Source organism: Buttiauxella noackiae (assembly GCF_000737905.1).
Classification (GTDB): domain Bacteria; phylum Pseudomonadota; class Gammaproteobacteria; order Enterobacterales; family Enterobacteriaceae; genus Buttiauxella; species Buttiauxella noackiae.
Genome location: NZ_JPRU01000003.1, coordinates 378,115 through 395,040, shown reverse-complemented (window position 1 = coordinate 395,040; position 16,926 = coordinate 378,115). Strand labels below are relative to the sequence as shown.

14 protein-coding genes and 2 pseudogenes are annotated in these 16,926 nt (G+C 49.5%); 11 read left to right on the top strand and 5 right to left on the bottom strand.

The window, feature by feature from the left end; translation table 11 throughout:
* Positions 1-43: 43 nt before the first annotated feature.
* From atpG to IX31_RS17675, 3 genes are read left to right on the top strand one after another with little or no spacing between them, the layout of a single operon-like run.
* Positions 44-907 (top strand): F0F1 ATP synthase subunit gamma, encoded by an 864-nt coding sequence (gene atpG, locus IX31_RS17685; protein WP_034460694.1) that lies wholly within the window; start codon positions 44-46, stop codon positions 905-907.
* A 28-nt stretch (positions 908-935) separates the two neighbouring features.
* Positions 936-2,318 carry a F0F1 ATP synthase subunit beta gene (atpD, locus tag IX31_RS17680; RefSeq protein WP_034460693.1) on the top strand — a complete coding sequence of 461 codons (1,383 nt, stop codon included), beginning with the start codon at positions 936-938 and terminating at the stop codon, positions 2,316-2,318.
* Between the two features lie 20 nt (positions 2,319-2,338).
* Positions 2,339-2,758, top strand: a complete 420-nt coding sequence (locus IX31_RS17675; protein ID WP_034460692.1) for a F0F1 ATP synthase subunit epsilon — start codon at positions 2,339-2,341, stop codon at positions 2,756-2,758.
* A gap of 67 nt (positions 2,759-2,825) precedes the next feature.
* Here the strand turns inward: IX31_RS17675 and IX31_RS17670 are convergent, their stop codons facing one another.
* Positions 2,826-5,003: a right-handed parallel beta-helix repeat-containing protein gene (locus IX31_RS17670; RefSeq protein ID WP_034460690.1), complete on the bottom strand. Its 2,178-nt coding sequence runs from the start codon at positions 5,001-5,003 to the stop codon at positions 2,826-2,828.
* Between the two features lie 339 nt (positions 5,004-5,342).
* Here IX31_RS17670 and glmU point away from each other — a divergent pair, with 339 nt between their 5' ends.
* Both glmU and glmS read left to right on the top strand, forming a co-directional pair.
* Positions 5,343-6,713 (top strand): bifunctional UDP-N-acetylglucosamine diphosphorylase/glucosamine-1-phosphate N-acetyltransferase GlmU, encoded by a 1,371-nt coding sequence (gene glmU, locus IX31_RS17665; RefSeq protein WP_034460688.1) that lies wholly within the window; start codon positions 5,343-5,345, stop codon positions 6,711-6,713.
* Positions 6,714-7,008: 295 nt separating this feature from the next.
* Positions 7,009-8,838 carry a glutamine--fructose-6-phosphate transaminase (isomerizing) gene (gene glmS, locus IX31_RS17660; protein WP_034460687.1) on the top strand — a complete coding sequence of 610 codons (1,830 nt, stop codon included), beginning with the start codon at positions 7,009-7,011 and terminating at the stop codon, positions 8,836-8,838.
* A gap of 72 nt (positions 8,839-8,910) precedes the next feature.
* Here the strand turns inward: glmS and IX31_RS17655 are convergent, their stop codons facing one another.
* A complete protein-coding gene (locus tag IX31_RS17655; RefSeq protein ID WP_034460685.1) occupies positions 8,911-10,182 on the bottom strand; it encodes an MFS transporter in 1,272 nt (423 codons plus the stop codon).
* A gap of 306 nt (positions 10,183-10,488) precedes the next feature.
* Here IX31_RS17655 and rluF point away from each other — a divergent pair.
* The 6 genes and pseudogenes from rluF to phoU form a co-directional block, all read left to right on the top strand.
* Positions 10,489-11,223, top strand: a pseudogene (gene rluF / locus IX31_RS17650) (23S rRNA pseudouridine(2604) synthase RluF); the annotation flags it as partial.
* A gap of 143 nt (positions 11,224-11,366) precedes the next feature.
* Complete coding sequence (pstS, locus tag IX31_RS17645; RefSeq protein ID WP_034460684.1) at positions 11,367-12,407, top strand: phosphate ABC transporter substrate-binding protein PstS; 1,041 nt, start codon at positions 11,367-11,369, stop codon at positions 12,405-12,407.
* Positions 12,408-12,529: 122 nt separating this feature from the next.
* Positions 12,530-13,492, top strand: coding sequence for a phosphate ABC transporter permease PstC (pstC, locus tag IX31_RS17640; RefSeq protein WP_034460683.1), 963 nt, complete (start codon positions 12,530-12,532; stop codon positions 13,490-13,492).
* Positions 13,489-14,379 carry a phosphate ABC transporter permease PstA gene (pstA, locus tag IX31_RS17635; RefSeq protein ID WP_034460682.1) on the top strand — a complete coding sequence of 297 codons (891 nt, stop codon included), beginning with the start codon at positions 13,489-13,491 and terminating at the stop codon, positions 14,377-14,379. The genes pstC and pstA overlap by 4 nt, the downstream gene beginning before the upstream one ends.
* 47 nt (positions 14,380-14,426) lie before the next feature.
* Positions 14,427-15,200, top strand: a complete 774-nt coding sequence (gene pstB, locus IX31_RS17630; protein WP_034460764.1) for a phosphate ABC transporter ATP-binding protein PstB — start codon at positions 14,427-14,429, stop codon at positions 15,198-15,200.
* Between the two features lie 138 nt (positions 15,201-15,338).
* Positions 15,339-16,064, top strand: a complete 726-nt coding sequence (phoU, locus tag IX31_RS17625; RefSeq protein WP_034460681.1) for a phosphate signaling complex protein PhoU — start codon at positions 15,339-15,341, stop codon at positions 16,062-16,064.
* A gap of 68 nt (positions 16,065-16,132) precedes the next feature.
* On the opposite strand, the gene IX31_RS23450 is transcribed toward phoU, so the two are convergent.
* The 3 genes and pseudogenes from IX31_RS23450 to IX31_RS22520 form a co-directional block, all read right to left on the bottom strand.
* Positions 16,133-16,327: a hypothetical protein gene (locus IX31_RS23450; RefSeq protein WP_157837384.1), complete on the bottom strand. Its 195-nt coding sequence runs from the start codon at positions 16,325-16,327 to the stop codon at positions 16,133-16,135.
* A 139-nt stretch (positions 16,328-16,466) separates the two neighbouring features.
* On the bottom strand, positions 16,467-16,673 hold the full coding sequence (locus tag IX31_RS17615) for a DUF4926 domain-containing protein (protein ID WP_034460680.1): 207 nt from the start codon (positions 16,671-16,673) through the stop codon (positions 16,467-16,469).
* 43 nt (positions 16,674-16,716) lie between these two features.
* A pseudogene (locus IX31_RS22520) lies at positions 16,717-16,926 on the bottom strand (transposase domain-containing protein); the annotation flags it as partial.

The window sequence follows — 16,926 nt, the reverse complement described above, 5'->3', positions numbered from 1 at the left end:
CGGCTTGTCTTAGGGCAAGCCGCAAGGCATTGAGGAGAAGCTCATGGCCGGCGCAAAAGAGATACGTAGTAAGATCGCAAGCGTCCAGAACACGCAGAAGATCACCAAAGCAATGGAAATGGTCGCCGCGTCCAAAATGCGTAAATCGCAGGAACGCATGGCTGCCAGCCGTCCTTACGCAGACACCATGCGTAAAGTGATTGGTCACCTTGCTCTGGGGAATCTTGAATACAAACACCCTTACCTGGATGAACGCGAAGTCAAACGCGTGGGCTACCTGGTGGTGTCCACTGACCGTGGTCTGTGTGGTGGCTTGAACATTAACCTGTTCAAAAAGCTGCTGGCTGACATGAAAGAGTGGTCCGATAAAGGCGTTCAAAGCGAAATCGCAATGATCGGCTCTAAAGGCGTCTCTTTCTTCAACTCTGTAGGCGGCAATATTGTTGCTCAGGTGACTGGTATGGGTGATAACCCTTCCCTGTCCGAGTTGATTGGCCCGGTGAAAGTGATGTTGCAGGCCTACGATGAAGGCCGTCTGGACAAGCTGTATGTTGTCAGCAACAAATTTATTAACACAATGTCTCAGGTTCCTACTCTTACCCAACTGCTGCCGTTACCGCCAGCAGAAGACGGCGAGTTGAAGAAGAAATCCTGGGATTATCTGTATGAACCTGATCCTAAAGCGCTGCTGGATACCTTGTTGCGCCGTTATGTGGAATCTCAGGTTTATCAGGGCGTCGTAGAAAACCTGGCCAGCGAGCAGGCCGCACGTATGGTGGCGATGAAAGCCGCTACCGACAATGGCGGCAGCCTGATTAAAGAGCTGCAGTTGGTTTACAACAAAGCTCGTCAGGCCAGCATTACTCAGGAACTCACCGAAATCGTCGGTGGCGCTTCCGCGGTATAACCAGGTTTACGTATTTAGAGGATTCGAGATGGCTACTGGAAAGATTATCCAGGTAATCGGCGCCGTGGTGGACGTCGAGTTCCCTCAGGATGCCGTACCAAAAGTGTACGACGCTCTTGAGGTTACAAATGGTAAAGACCGTCTGGTGCTGGAAGTTCAGCAGCAGTTAGGTGGTGGCGTAGTGCGTACTATCGCCATGGGTACTTCTGATGGTTTGCGTCGTGGTCTGGAAGTTTCTAACCTCGATCACCCAATCGAAGTGCCGGTAGGTAAAGCAACTCTGGGTCGTATCATGAACGTCCTGGGTGAGCCTATCGACATGAAAGGCGATATCGGCGAAGAAGAGCGTTGGGCTATTCACCGTCCTGCTCCAAGCTACGAAGAGCTGTCCAGCTCTCAAGACCTGCTGGAAACCGGCATCAAAGTAATGGACCTGATTTGCCCGTTCGCTAAGGGCGGTAAAGTTGGTCTGTTCGGTGGTGCGGGTGTTGGTAAAACTGTAAACATGATGGAGCTGATCCGTAACATCGCGATCGAGCACTCCGGTTACTCTGTGTTTGCAGGCGTGGGTGAGCGTACTCGTGAGGGTAACGACTTCTACCACGAAATGACCGATTCCAACGTTCTGGACAAAGTATCACTGGTTTATGGCCAGATGAACGAGCCACCAGGTAACCGTCTGCGCGTTGCGTTGACCGGTCTGACCATGGCTGAGAAGTTCCGTGACGAAGGTCGTGACGTTCTGCTGTTCGTTGATAACATTTACCGTTATACCCTGGCCGGTACAGAAGTATCTGCACTGCTGGGTCGTATGCCATCTGCGGTAGGTTACCAGCCTACTCTGGCAGAAGAGATGGGTGTTTTGCAGGAGCGTATTACCTCCACCAAAACTGGCTCTATCACTTCTGTTCAAGCGGTATACGTACCTGCGGATGACTTGACTGACCCATCTCCAGCAACCACCTTTGCTCACTTGGATGCAACCGTGGTACTGAGCCGTAACATCGCGTCTCTGGGTATCTACCCTGCGGTAGATCCACTGGATTCCACCAGCCGTCAGTTAGATCCACTGGTTGTTGGCCAGGAACACTACGACACCGCGCGTGGCGTGCAGTCTATTCTGCAACGTTACCAGGAACTGAAAGACATCATCGCCATTCTTGGTATGGATGAACTTTCTGAAGAAGATAAATTGGTTGTAGCACGTGCGCGTAAGATTCAGCGCTTCCTGTCTCAGCCATTCTTCGTAGCAGAAGTCTTTACCGGTTCTCCGGGCAAGTTCGTATCGCTGAAAGATACTATCCGTGGCTTTAAAGGCATCATGGACGGCGAATATGACCATCTGCCAGAGCAGGCGTTCTACATGGTTGGTACTATCGACGAAGCCGTTGAGAAAGCTAAAAAACTTTAACGCCTTAATCGGAGGGTGACATGGCAATGACTTATCACCTGGACGTCGTCAGCGCGGAGAGCCAAATGTTCTCCGGTCTGGTTGAGAAGATCCAGGTAACGGGTAGCGAAGGTGAGCTGGGGATTTATCCTGGCCACGCCCCGCTGCTCACCGCCATTAAGCCTGGTATGATCCGCATCGTTAAACAGCACGGACAGGAAGAGTATATCTACTTGTCTGGTGGTGTGATGGAAGTGCAGCCTGGCACGGTAACCGTGCTGGCCGATACCGCAATTCGTGGTCAGGACCTCGACGAAGCTCGAGCCCTGGAAGCGAAGCGTAAAGCGGAAGAGCGCATCCATAGCTCCCACGGTGATGTGGACTACGCTCAGGCTTCTGCTGAACTGGCTAAGGCGATCGCGAAACTTCGCGTTATCGAGTTGACCAGAAAAGCGATGTAACTACCTGCTTGAAAAGACAAATGCCAGCCAGGTTTCCCTGACTGGCATTTTTTTCGTCTGAACTATTCTACTGCTTTGTCAGAAACTCACCCGTTTTGAACGAACCATCAGCATTACGTTGTAAAGGCACTGGCAGCGTCAAAGACTGATAATCTTTTATGCTCAGTTGATTACCTTCGCTGTTTTCCGTTTTACCATCCCGAATGAAATAGTTGCTGTTATCTACGTTGCCGGAGATAGCATCATCATATTTCCCCTCAACGCTACGCAATGAAATGTTATCGGTGAACTTACCCTGAGTTTCCGCGCTGCCATAAGGGCTTGGGCGGAAGATATAGTTAAAGCGTTGGTTATCAACAGCAACGTTATTCGCCACCACCAGTGCACCAGGGTTGAAGTTATCGGTAAAGCCATCGAGATGGTTACCAATCGCGATGCTGTTGTGGATTTGATGTGCGACAGGCTGCCCTTCCCCGCCCAGTTTGAAACCATTGCTGGTGTTGTTGCGGGCAATAGAGTTCTCGATCACCACAACACCATTTGCACCGTCTTCAATTTTGTTGAACAGGTCATAGCCATCATCAATATTGTCATGCGCATAGCATCCTTCAAGACGGTTACCATCACCCACACGCATCTTCACCGCAAAGCCATCGGCATTAATTTTGCCAGGATCTTCATTACTGAACGATTCCGCGTTAACAACTCTGTTGAAGCTTGCCCAAAGTGGACGGCCTACATCAGCAGGAGATGAAATCTGGATACCTGTGTCGTCATTTTTATAGGCGATTACACTTTCGATAAGGTTATGGCTGCCCTGAACCCGCAAGCTCTTATCGGTGACTTCAATACCTTTGACATGCCAGTAGTTACCATCCAAAGCCAGGCCGCGAATCACGACTTTACCATCGGCCTCAAGTGTTTTCAGTTTGCCTTTTAAGCCACTGTCAGCCGTCGGAATGGTAGTAAGTGGGTACTCACCGCTGCTTAAGATGATTTTTCCACCAGGAGATACGAGGGATATGGCGCTTGCCAAATCTAATGGTGCGGATTGAGAGCCCTTGTTACTTGATGCACCATCTGGCGCTACGTAAAGCGTATTACCCTCTATGTTTTTGACTTGCTCAACCACGAAGTTTTGGGTGACAGGGGGTTTGTCTTTACCGCTGGTTGGGGTAAACGTCACGGTGAAACGTGCTTGCTCTTTAAGTGTGGTTGGCAGAGTGAACATCTCCCCGGCCTTGGCCACTTTTTCCTGACCAATCACAACTTCATCCTGGCGTACAGTGAAGTTGCCGTCATAGTTAGCACGTGCCTGTACCACGTATTGGCTGGTGGTGCTTTTTGCTGGAGAGGCAATTTGCATCACAACAGGCCATGCTTTCGGCACGAAAGGTGCGGAAGCAATTGTATTTGCCGCACTCGTTTCTAATGACGCATCGCTAACAGTGATTTTGGCATTGCGGGAGGCAAAGAAACCGACGTAATACTTGTTCTTATCCTGGCTTGTGATGATATCGGCGCGTTTAACTTTTTCAGAAACCCATGCGTCGCTACCGGCTGGAGCCCATGAAGTGATAAAACCCTCATTGGTTCGCTCGAGCTTCATCCGGAAAGTCGGTGTTTTACTTAGATCAATGGCTTCCTGATAGCTTTTACGAGAAATCGTTGAACCGGTATTTCCCCATGGCTGAGTAATACCATCACGAGTTATAGCCTGCATTTTTACTCGTGATGCGTCTTTTTTATCCTGCGTCATTATGGCATTCATCACCATATTGGAAGCCGCAGGGAACTCTTCGTAACCCTCTTTCAGTGGCTCCTGGCGCGGGTTGCCTAATACATCCCTGACCAGCATCCCTGCACCTTCCTGAGCAGCCGGTTTAGCGCCATTTTCAGGGCCAAACTGATCGACACTGACCGTTGCCTGTAATACAAAATTCTCGCTGGCAGGTAGTGCGGTATAGAAGAACGTTAATCCATCGTGAGAGTTAGCGATTTTACCGCCACGGCTTTCTATGGTAATGGGCCTGGACAGATCGGCAGAATCTGCAGTTGCCAGCTTTTTGCCGTCGATCGTTACGTTGTTCACACCCACTTTTTCAGGTAAGACGTTAGATGAAAAGTTAACATCTGTTGATTGCCCGAAAGCAATCGCGTGCCAGATGGGTTGTTGCTGTGCGGTTGCCGGTAGGGATAAAGCCGCGCCGCAAAGCGTAAGAGCCAGAGGTATTTTTGACGCCATTATTATTCTCCTTATAAATGTCCGCGCCATTATCTGTAAAAATGAAACATTGTTTCTTTTATGTTTGTCACAAAGGCTGATTTTTAAAACACTAACATTTCAAATATGTGGAGTAGCTTTGTTTCCGGCTGAAAAGAAGTCTTAATCCACAGAGATCTATGGCTTTTGTTATTTCAGAAGTACTTTTTCCGAGCTTATCCACCTACAATTGAGCACATGAGCAACTGAAAAGAGCATCAGAAGCCTGTTTTTTAGGCATCGCGTTTTTTGTTGCAAAATATGTAGAATTTTCAACGTTAAATCGTTTTACTTCCTTCTCAAATTAAAGTCAGGACGCGTATGTCAAACAATGCGATGAGCGTGGTTATCCTAGCCGCAGGCAAAGGAACCCGCATGTATTCAGACCTCCCGAAGGTATTACATACCCTTGCCGGGAAACCGATGGTTCAACATGTTATTGATGCGGCTAATAACTTAGGTGCCCAGCGTGTACATCTGGTTTACGGCCATGGCGGCGATCTGCTCAAAAATACACTCAGCGATAGCTCACTTAATTGGGTATTGCAGGCTGAGCAGTTGGGGACAGGTCATGCAATGCAGCAAGCTGCGCCGTTCTTTGCTGACGACGAAGACATTCTGATGCTTTACGGTGATGTGCCGCTGATTTCCGTCGAATCTCTACAGCGACTGCGTGATGCCAAACCACAGGGCGGCATTGGTTTGCTGACTGTAAAACTCGACGATCCAACCGGCTATGGTCGTATTGCTCGTGAGAATGGCAAGGTTGTTGGCATTGTTGAGCATAAAGACGCGACTGAAGAACAACGCAAAATTGACGAAATCAACACCGGTATTCTGGTGGCGAATGGTGCGGATCTGAAACGCTGGTTGGCGAAGCTCGATAACAACAATGCGCAGGGTGAGTTCTATATCACTGACATTATCGCGCTGGCGCACCACGAAGGCCGTGAAATCACCGCCGTTCACCCGGACCGTTTAAGTGAAGTAGAAGGCGTGAACAACCGCCTGCAGCTGTCACGTCTTGAGCGCGTCTACCAATGTGAACAAGCAGATAAACTGCTGCTGGCAGGTGTGATGCTGCGCGATCCGGCGCGTTTCGACCTGCGTGGTGAACTGACGCACGGGCGTGATGTAGAAATTGATACTAATGTCATTATTGAAGGTTCGGTGACCTTAGGTCATCGCGTCAAAATTGGCACTGGCTGCGTTATCAAAAACAGCGTGATTGGTGATGACTGCGAAATTAGTCCATACACCGTTGTAGATGATTCGACCCTTGCGGCAGCCTGTACAATTGGCCCGTTCACTCGTTTGCGCCCTGGTGCGGAACTGGCGGAAGGCGCACACGTAGGCAACTTCGTGGAAATGAAAAAAGCGCGTCTGGGCAAAGGCTCAAAAGCCGGGCACTTAAGCTACCTGGGTGATGCTGAAATTGGCGATAACGTGAATATCGGCGCTGGCACCATTACCTGTAACTACGATGGCGCGAACAAATTTAAAACTATCATCGGCGATGACGTTTTTGTCGGTTCAGACAGCCAATTAGTGGCACCGGTCACTGTGGCACGCGGTGCGACGATTGGCGCAGGCACAACGGTCACGCGTAATGTTGGTGAAGACGAACTGGTTATCAGCCGTGTGAAGCAGACTCATATTCAGGGTTGGCAGCGTCCGGTTAAGAAAAAATAATTTTTTAACCCTCTCCCATGGGAGAGGGTTGGAGTGAAGGTCATTCTCGAAAATGACCCGCTCCGCAGCAGTACTAAAAAAATAACCCCACTCTCTACAAGGCTCGGGGCCCCGGAAAACGGGATATTTACCTAAAGAATTTCGTGCGACAGAAAGGCGGTAAACTTGAGAATTCCTGGGAGCTTACACAAGTGGATGAGCAAGTGCAGCCAACGCATCTGTAGTGCGAAAGACGACAGGTAAAACAGGTCAGCGACAACACATGGCGTAAAGCCATTATCAGGAATCTAATCTTATGTGTGGAATTGTTGGCGCGGTTGCGCAACGTGATATCGCTGAAATCCTTCTCGAAGGATTACGTCGTCTGGAATACCGTGGTTATGACTCTGCGGGCCTGGCTGTAGTAGATGAAAAAGGTCATATGACCCGTCTGCGCCGTCTGGGTAAAGTGAACAAGCTAGCTGAAGCTGCCGCAGAAACTGCGCTGCATGGCGGTACTGGTATTGCACACACTCGCTGGGCGACACACGGCGAACCATCAGAAGTTAACGCTCACCCGCATGTTTCCGAACATATTGTGGTGGTTCATAACGGCATTATCGAAAACTATGAACCGCTGCGCGAAGCACTACAGGGTCGTGGTTACACCTTCGTTTCACAAACGGATACCGAAGTTATTGCTCACCTGGTTCACTGGGAACTGGAGCAAGGCGGTACTTTGCGTGAAGCTGTGCTGCGTACCATCCCACAACTGCGTGGCGCTTACGGCACCGTAATCATGGACACCCGTAATCCAGACGTGCTGCTGGCAGCCCGTTCAGGCAGCCCAATGGTTATCGGCCTGGGGATGGGCGAAAACTTTATCGCCTCCGACCAACTAGCATTACTGCCGGTAACGCGTCGCTTCATCTTCCTGGAAGAAGGTGATATCGCAGAAGTGACTCGTCGCTCTGTAACCGTCTTCGATACCAAAGGTGAGCTGGTTAAACGTCCTGATATCGAATCCAGTCTGCAATATGACGCAGGCGATAAAGGTATTTATCGCCACTACATGCAAAAAGAGATCTACGAGCAGCCGAACGCGATTAAAAATACCCTGACGGGCCGCATTAGCCATGGTGCTATCGATCTCTCTGAGCTTGGCCCACAAGCCAACGAAATGTTGTCTCAGGTTGAGCACATTCAAATTGTGGCGTGTGGCACTTCCTACAACTCAGGTATGGTTTCGCGCTACTGGTTTGAATCACTGGCAGGCGTGCCTTGCGATGTCGAAATCGCGTCTGAATTCCGCTACCGTAAATCAGCGGTGCGTCGTAACAGCCTGATGATTACCCTTTCTCAGTCAGGTGAAACGGCAGATACCCTTGCGGCGCTGCGTTTGTCTAAAGAGCTGGGCTATCTGGGCTCTCTGGCTATCTGTAACGTGCCGGGTTCTTCTCTGGTGCGTGAATCCGATCTGGCGCTGATGACCAACGCGGGTACTGAAATCGGTGTGGCTTCGACCAAAGCGTTTACCACTCAGTTGACCGTTCTGCTGATGCTGGTGGCGAAACTGAGCCGCCTGAAAGGTGCTGATGCTTCGATTGAGCAAGACATTGTTCATGGTTTGCAGGCGCTGCCGAGCCGTATCGAGCAAATGTTGTCCCAGGACAAACGTATTGAAGCGCTGGCTGAAGATTTCTCTGACAAGCATCATGCGCTGTTCTTAGGTCGTGGCGATCAGTACCCAATCGCAATGGAAGGCGCGCTGAAGCTCAAAGAGATCTCTTACATTCACGCTGAAGCGTATGCGGCAGGTGAGCTGAAACACGGCCCGCTGGCGCTGATTGATGCGGATATGCCGGTTATCGTTGTGGCTCCAAACAACGAACTGCTTGAAAAGCTGAAATCGAATATCGAAGAAGTGCGCGCGCGTGGCGGCCATTTGTATGTATTTGCAGATAAAGATGCAGGCTTTGCCAGCAGCGACAACATGCACATTATTGAGATGCCGCATGTAGAAGAAGTTATCGCACCTATCTTCTACACCGTCCCGTTGCAGTTGCTGTCTTATCACGTTGCGCTGATTAAAGGCACCGACGTTGACCAGCCACGTAACCTGGCAAAATCAGTTACGGTTGAGTAAGCCGTTTTAAGCTGTCATACAAAATGAAAAAGCCCGGTTGCGCTTAGCACAACCGGGCTTTTTATTGCTAAATCAACTCTCTTCCTGTGTCACCAGTTTTGGTTCCTCAGGTGATTTCAGCAACACCCACAAGACAATCGCTCCGATAACATCAAACACCGAAAGCACCGCGAACAACGGGCTGAAACCAACAGTGTCAGCCAGCGCACCCACAACCAGTGCAAACATGGTGCTGGCCGTCCACGCAGCCATGCCGGTAAATCCGTTAGCGGTAGCAACTTCGTTGGAGTCGAACATATCAGAAGACAGGGTAATCAACGCGCCAGACAGTGACTGGTGAGCGAAGCCACCAACGCATAACAGTGCAATCGCCACCATTGGGCTGCCGAACAAACCGACCATGCCCGGCAGGATCATCAGCACGGCACCCATTGTGACGACCAGTTTGCGCGATACAACAATATTCACCCCGAAAATTTTCTGGAACATACCAGGCAGATAACCGCCAATAATGCAGCCAAAATCGGCGAACAGCATCGGGATCCAGGCAAACATAGCGATATCTTTGAGGTTAAAGCCGTAGGTGTGCACCATAAACAGTGGGATCCACGCGTTAAACGTACCCCACGCAGGTTCTGCCAGGAAACGCGGCAATGCGATACCCCAAAACTTACGTTGTTTCAGCAGGCGACCAATACGAACTTTCTCAACCTTTGGTTTCTCTGGCTGACCATCGGTTATATAGAGATACTCTTCCCGGGACAGTGATTTGCTTTTCGATGGACGGTTATAAGTGAAGTACCAACCCGTAGCCCACAGCACACTGAAAATACCGACGAGAATAAACGCCAGTCTCCAGTCTCTGATATAAATAGCCCAGGCCACCAGCGGAGGTGCGATCACTGCGCCTATAGAAGAACCAACGTTGAAATAGCCTACGGCGACTGAACGTTCGGTATCCGGGAACCATTCAGTTACTGATTTTAATCCAGCTGGAATCATCGCACTTTCGGCGAAACCACCAAGGCCACGGAACATTGCCAGACCTTTCCAGCCTGTCGCAAATGATGCACCAATGCAGAACACACCCCACATCAGGCCGAAAATGGTGTAACCCACTTTGGTGCCTAAAGTATCAAGCAGATAACCTGCGATAGGTTGTGCAATGGTGTAACACGCCGAGAATGTCGCAATAATGTAAGAATATTGCTGGGTGGTAATGTGCAAATCGCTCTGTAATGTTGGCGCTGCGGCAGAAATAGTATTTCGGGTTAAATAGCAAAGAATGGTGCCTAATGTCACCAGTGACAGCATAAACCAGCGCTTGTGGCCTGTTTTGCGCATAATGAATCCCCGTTTTCAAGCAATAAGTGGCCTGACCGCTGCAAGGCAGCAGGCAAATAAATAATTCAGAGGAGATAAAAATCAGCGGCGCTTCAGAAGACGTCGAGGATTCTGGTTTGGCCCATCCTGGACTTGTTTTTGTTATGTAGATCACATCTTCTTTTGATAATGAACCTGTGTTTCACTTTTATTTGTGATTCATCTCAATTTTTTATGTGTAATCTACCCCTAAAGGATAATGTATGTGACGTGTGTCACATTTCTTTAAGTGATGAATTACTAGTAATGATGAAAAATATGAATGATATGCACCGCATAATCCCCACCGATTCACCGATACGAATTAATAAGTACATTAGCGATTGCGGTATCTGTTCCCGCCGTCAGGCCGATCGTTACGTTGAAGAAGGCGATGTGTTTATTAACGGCAGGCAGGCTAGTTTTGGCGCTCAGGTGTTTTCCGGGGATGTGGTGAAGCTAAACAACCAGCTTATTGAGCCCCGTGATGAAAACGATCTCGTGCTGATGGTTCTAAATAAGCCTGTGGGCATCATCACCACGATGGAAAAGAGTGTGTGCGATAACATCAGTGGTCTCATTCATAGCGACAAACGCGTTTCTCCTGTCGGGCGTCTGGATAAACATTCGCAGGGGCTGATTTTACTGACCAACCACGGTGATGTAGTTAATAAAATTCTACGCGCCGGTAATAATCACGAAAAAGAGTATGTCGTCACCGTGAACAAACCGATGTCTGACGAGTTTATTATTGGGTTGAGCGCGGGTGTTCCGATACTGGGTACGGTAACCAAACCCTGTAAAGTGACGAAAGAATCTTCTCAAATATTTCGCATTATATTAGTTCAAGGGTTGAACCGTCAGATCCGCCGGATGTGTAAGTATTTTGGCTATGAAGTCACCCGGCTTGAACGAATCCGCATCATGAATATCTATCTGGAAGGGTTGCCGTTAGGGGAATCACGCTATTTAACTGGCGAGGAACAAAGTGAATTATTGAAGCGGATTAAGCATTCAGAATCTGCCGTATGACAGGGTGAAATAAGCAGCAAAGCGGCCTGTCATAAAACTGTCATATTTCGTACATTTAACTGTCACCAAACTGTCCTATTTTCTATCCTGCATCCACTAAACAACGATTTACGTTCACCTCTGCAGGAGACATTATGAAAGTTATGCGTACCACTGTCGCAACTGTTGTCGCCGCGACCTTATCCCTGACTGCTTTCGGCGCAAACGCCGCTGCAAGCCTGACTGGTGCTGGTGCAACATTCCCTGCGCCGGTGTATGCCAAATGGGCAGATACCTACAATAAATCAACTGGTAATAAAGTGAACTACCAGGGTATTGGCTCCTCAGGTGGCGTTAAACAAATCATTGCTAACACTGTAGATTTCGGCGCATCTGATGCCCCGCTGTCTGAAGATAAACTGCAACAAGAGGGGCTGTTCCAGTTCCCGACTGTTATCGGTGGTGTCGTTCTGGCAGTTAACCTGCCGGGCGTGAAATCCGGTGAGCTGGTGCTCGACGGTAAAACTCTGGGTGACATCTACCTGGGCAAAATCAAAAAATGGGATGACGAAGCAATTGCTAAACTCAACCCAGGCATGAAACTGCCACAGCAGAATATCGCGGTTGTGCGTCGCGCTGACGGTTCCGGTACTTCCTTCGTCTTCACCAGCTACCTGGCGAAAGTGAACGAAGAGTGGAAATCTAAAATCGGTGCAGGCTCAACGGTAAACTGGCCGACCGGCCTGGGCGGTAAGGGTAACGACGGTATTGCAGCCTTCGTTCAGCGCCTGCCTGGTTCAATCGGTTATGTTGAATACGCTTACGCTAAACAAAACAATCTCGCTTATACCAAACTGGTATCTGCTGATGGTAAACCAGTAGCGCCTTCAGAAGAGAACTTTGCCAATGCGGCGAAGGGTGCTGACTGGAGCAAATCATTCGCTCAGGATCTGACAAACCAGAAAGGTGACAGCGCGTGGCCAATCACGTCTACAACCTTCATCCTGGTTCACAAAGAGCAGAAAAACCCAGAGCAAGGTGCTGAAGTGCTGAAGTTCTTCGACTGGGCTTATAAAGACGGTGCTAAACAGGCAAGTGACCTGGATTACGCCGCTCTGCCAGATGCGGTGGTTGAGCAGGTTCGTGCTGCATGGAAGACCAACGTGAAAGACAGCTCTGGTAAGGCGCTTTATTAATTAACGAGAATGGCGGATGGCGCGAATGCTTATCCGCCTTACAATTGCTTTTCGTAGGTCGGATTAGCGTAAGCGACATCCGACATGTTGTAAGAAATGTATTTAAACTTAAAGAGTAAGCTATGGCGGTAAGTAAGCCGACGTTCAAGTCCCCTGGTAAACAAGGTGATGTCATTTTCAGTGCGCTGGTAAAACTGGCTGCGCTGATTGTGCTATTTCTGCTGGGCGGCATCATCATCTCCCTGATCATCTCCTCCTGGCCGAGTATTCAGAAGTTTGGTTTCTCGTTTTTGTGGACCAAAGAGTGGGATGCTCCTAACGATATTTACGGTGCACTGGTTCCGATTTACGGCACGCTGGTGACTTCGTTTATTGCCCTGCTGATTGCTGTGCCTGTGAGTTTTGGTATCGCCCTTTTCCTGACGGAACTGGCACCAAACTGGCTGCGTCGCCCGCTGGGTATTGCCATTGAACTGTTGGCTGCTATCCCAAGTATCGTATACGGCATGTGGGGTCTGTTCATCTTTGCTCCGCTGTTTGCGAAATACTTCCAGGAACCTGTCGGCAACGTGCTCTCTTCTGTGCCGATTGTTGGTGAACTGTTTTCAGGCCCTGCGTTTGGTATCGGTATTCTTGCCGCAGGCGTGATACTGGCAATTATGATCATTCCCTACATTGCAGCCGTTATGCGCGATGTATTCGAACAAACCCCTGTGATGATGAAAGAGTCGGCCTACGGTATTGGCTGCACCACATGGGAAGTTATCTGGCGCATTGTTTTACCGTTCACCAAAAATGGTGTGATTGGCGGTGTGATGCTGGGTCTGGGTCGTGCTCTGGGTGAAACCATGGCAGTGACCTTTATCATCGGGAACACCTATCAACTCGATAATGCATCGCTGTATATGCCGGGCAACAGTATTACGTCTGCCCTGGCGAACGAATTTGCTGAAGCGGAATCTGGCCTGCACACCGCAGCGCTGATGGAACTTGGCCTGATTTTGTTTGTTATCACCTTTATCGTACTGGCTATCTCTAAGTTCATGGTTATGCGTCTGGCGAAGAATGAAGGAGCGCGCTCATGACAACAATGGAAATGCAAAGCCGCGCCGCTTTAGCTGAATCTCGCCGCAAAATGCAGGCGAAGCGCCGCTTCAAAAACCGCATAGCGCTGACACTCTCAATGGGAACGATGGCGTTTGGTCTGTTCTGGCTGGTGTGGATCCTGTTCTCAACGGTGACTCGCGGTATCGACGGCATGTCGATTGCGCTGTTTACCGAAATGACGCCTCCACCAAATACGGAAGGCGGTGGTTTAGCCAACGCCCTTGCGGGCAGTGGCCTGTTAATCCTGTGGGCGACCGTATTCGGGACGCCGCTGGGCATCATGGCGGGTATCTACCTGGCGGAGTACGGACGCAAATCCGCACTGGCTGAAATCATTCGTTTTATAAACGACATCCTGCTTTCTGCACCATCAATCGTCGTCGGTCTGTTTGTCTACACCATTGTTGTCGCGAAAATGCAGCACTTTTCCGGCTGGGCTGGGGTGATTGCGCTGGCGTTGTTGCAGGTGCCAATCGTTATTCGTACTACCGAAAACATGCTGAAACTGGTGCCAGATAGCCTGCGCGAAGCGGCTTACGCACTTGGTACGCCAAAGTGGAAAATGATTTCCGCGATTACGCTCAAAGCGTCTGTTTCCGGGATTATTACCGGGGTATTGCTGGCGATTGCACGTATCGCGGGTGAAACGGCCCCTCTGCTGTTCACGTCTCTCTCCAACCAGTTCTGGAGCACCGACATGATGCAGCCACTGGCTAACTTGCCGGTCACGATATTCAAATTTGCAATGAGCCCGTTTGCCGAATGGCAACAGTTAGCCTGGGCTGGCGTTCTGATTATTACCCTTTGTGTGCTGCTGCTGAACATTCTGGCGCGAGTGATTTTCTCAAAGAGTAAACACGGTTAAATTTTGCGACGCGGCAAAGGCGGCGTCGGATGGAGATTAAGAAACAGATGAGTATGGTCGATACTACCCCAGACAAAATTCAGGTTCGTGATTTGAACTTCTATTACGGTAAGTTCCATGCCCTGAAAAACATCAATCTGGATATCGCTAAGAACCAGGTTACCGCATTCATTGGCCCGTCAGGCTGTGGCAAATCCACCCTGCTGCGTACATTCAACAAAATGTACTCGCTCTACCCGGAGCAGCGTGCCGAAGGTGAGATTCTGTTGGATGGGGAAAACATCCTCACCCAGAGCCAGGATATCGCCTTATTGCGCGCCAAAGTCGGCATGGTATTCCAGAAGCCGACGCCATTCCCGATGTCGATTTATGACAACATCGCGTTCGGCGTGCGCCTGTTTGAAAAACTGTCACGCAGCGACATGGACGAGCGCGTGCAGTGGGCTTTGACCAAAGCCGCATTGTGGAATGAAACCAAAGATAAATTACACCAGAGCGGATACAGTCTCTCCGGTGGCCAGCAGCAGCGTCTGTGCATTGCGCGTGGTATTGCGATTCGCCCGGAAGTGTTGCTGCTTGATGAGCCATGTTCAGCGCTCGACCCAATCTCTACCGGTCGTATTGAAGAGCTGATCACAGAGCTGAAACAGGATTACACCGTGGTTATCGTTACCCACAATATGCAGCAGGCGGCACGTTGTTCAGATCACACAGCGTTTATGTACCTGGGTGAGCTGATTGAATTTAGCGAAACCGATACGCTGTTTACCACCCCTGCGAAAAAACAAACCGAAGATTACATTACTGGCCGTTACGGTTGATTTGCCCTTTATCTTTCAGCCTGTAACTGTGTTGGCTGCCTTTGCTCACCCCAGTCACGTAGTTTTCTACGCTCCTGGGGATTCGCTCAGTTGCCGCCTTGTTACTGTCTAAAATCTATCGGGCAACGGGAGAATACAATGGATAGCCTCAATCTCAACAAACACATTTCCGGCCAGTTTAATGCCGAGCTGGAATATATCCGCACTCAGGTGATGACCATGGGTGGGCTGGTGGAGCAACAGCTTTCTGATGCCATCACCGCCATGCACAATCAAGATGGCGAGCTGGCGAAGCGCGTTATCGAAGGCGACCAGAAAGTCAATATGATGGAAGTCGCGATCGATGAAGCCTGTGTACGCATCATTGCGAAACGCCAGCCAACCGCCAGTGACTTGCGCCTGGTAATGGCCATCATCAAAACAATTTCTGAGCTGGAACGTATCGGTGACGTAGCCGATAAAATTTGCCGCACGGCGCTGGAGAAATTCTCCCAGCAGCACCAACCGTTGCTGGTTAGCCTGGAATCCTTAGGCCGCCATACCGTGCAAATGCTCCATGATGTGCTGGATGCTTTTGCGCGAATGGATCTCGATGAAGCAGTGCGTATCTATCGTGAAGATAAGAAAGTTGACCAGGAATATGAAGGCATCGTGCGCCAATTGATGACTTATATGATGGAAGACTCACGCACCATTCCAAGCGTGCTGACTGCGCTGTTCTGTGCGCGTTCTATTGAGCGTATTGGCGACCGTTGCCAGAATATCTGCGAGTTTATTTTCTACTTCGTTAAAGGCCAGGACTTCCGTCATGTCGGTGGTGACGAGTTGGATAAGTTGCTGGCGGGTAAAGATCCGAAAGAGTGATTTATTGCCTCATCTGACTTAATCAGTTCCCTCTCCATTAGGAGAGGGGTTTTATCCACTCTTCTAACTTAATGAATTGCTGAAACCTTCTCTCCGCTAATCATCGCCAACCCCTCACCAGTATCAATAAAACGTGGTGCTTTTAAGTCGTCGACCAGCAGATTCACCATTTCAAATAACATTCCCGTGATGTGAGCCTTCTGTTCCGCTGACTCCTGATGATTTAACAGCACTATCGTTAGCGCCACACAATATTCACGCAACGTTTCTGAATCCGTCGAAATTGGGCAACAAAGACTCTGTTTTAAGGTGGATCTTTTTCCTTGAATACACCGGAAACGCCATCCGTGGTGATCCGGTGGGGCAGGTATCGGATGTTATGGTAAATCCGCAATCCTGTAATTATTCTTGCGGGATATAATCCGTTACTTGCTCAGGTAAAAGATCAGGCATCGCAATAGTTCGCCCTTCATCATCAACAAATTCAACCATGTAAGCCAGATTTGGTTTTTCATGAATAAATACGATGGCACCCACCATGCCTTTAGTTAAACCTTCATCCGGCAAATCTTCGGCTAACACAACTACTTCAAACTCTTCTCTTCTCATGGCCTGTATCTCACTTAACAAAAATCGTTGTCATGCGTGGAACGGTAATGGGTTCATTGCGGAAAAATGCCATAGAAACCACCATCCAGATAACCCTATCACCGGGCAGACGACGACGGCGAACCGTGGCGTGCTAAAGCGTCAGGCAATGTTGTATCCACTCAGCCGGAAGGTGCTCTGCGAAAAGCTGTGCAGAAGGTGGCGGCATGAGCGGGTGGTCGTGGAAATAGAGCAGGTCGTTGAGAAGTGGCAT

Coding starts and splice junctions, on each gene's coding strand:
- atpG (WP_034460694.1), top strand. CDS start 44: ATGGCCGGCGCAAAAGAGATACGTAGTAAGATCGCAAGCGTCCAGAAC.
- atpD (WP_034460693.1), top strand. CDS start 936: ATGGCTACTGGAAAGATTATCCAGGTAATCGGCGCCGTGGTGGACGTC.
- IX31_RS17675 (WP_034460692.1), top strand. CDS start 2,339: ATGGCAATGACTTATCACCTGGACGTCGTCAGCGCGGAGAGCCAAATG.
- IX31_RS17670 (WP_034460690.1), bottom strand. CDS start 5,003: ATGGCGTCAAAAATACCTCTGGCTCTTACGCTTTGCGGCGCGGCTTTA.
- glmU (WP_034460688.1), top strand. CDS start 5,343: ATGTCAAACAATGCGATGAGCGTGGTTATCCTAGCCGCAGGCAAAGGA.
- glmS (WP_034460687.1), top strand. CDS start 7,009: ATGTGTGGAATTGTTGGCGCGGTTGCGCAACGTGATATCGCTGAAATC.
- IX31_RS17655 (WP_034460685.1), bottom strand. CDS start 10,182: ATGCGCAAAACAGGCCACAAGCGCTGGTTTATGCTGTCACTGGTGACA.
- pstS (WP_034460684.1), top strand. CDS start 11,367: ATGAAAGTTATGCGTACCACTGTCGCAACTGTTGTCGCCGCGACCTTA.
- pstC (WP_034460683.1), top strand. CDS start 12,530: ATGGCGGTAAGTAAGCCGACGTTCAAGTCCCCTGGTAAACAAGGTGAT.
- pstA (WP_034460682.1), top strand. CDS start 13,489: ATGACAACAATGGAAATGCAAAGCCGCGCCGCTTTAGCTGAATCTCGC.
- pstB (WP_034460764.1), top strand. CDS start 14,427: ATGAGTATGGTCGATACTACCCCAGACAAAATTCAGGTTCGTGATTTG.
- phoU (WP_034460681.1), top strand. CDS start 15,339: ATGGATAGCCTCAATCTCAACAAACACATTTCCGGCCAGTTTAATGCC.
- IX31_RS17615 (WP_034460680.1), bottom strand. CDS start 16,673: ATGAGAAGAGAAGAGTTTGAAGTAGTTGTGTTAGCCGAAGATTTGCCG.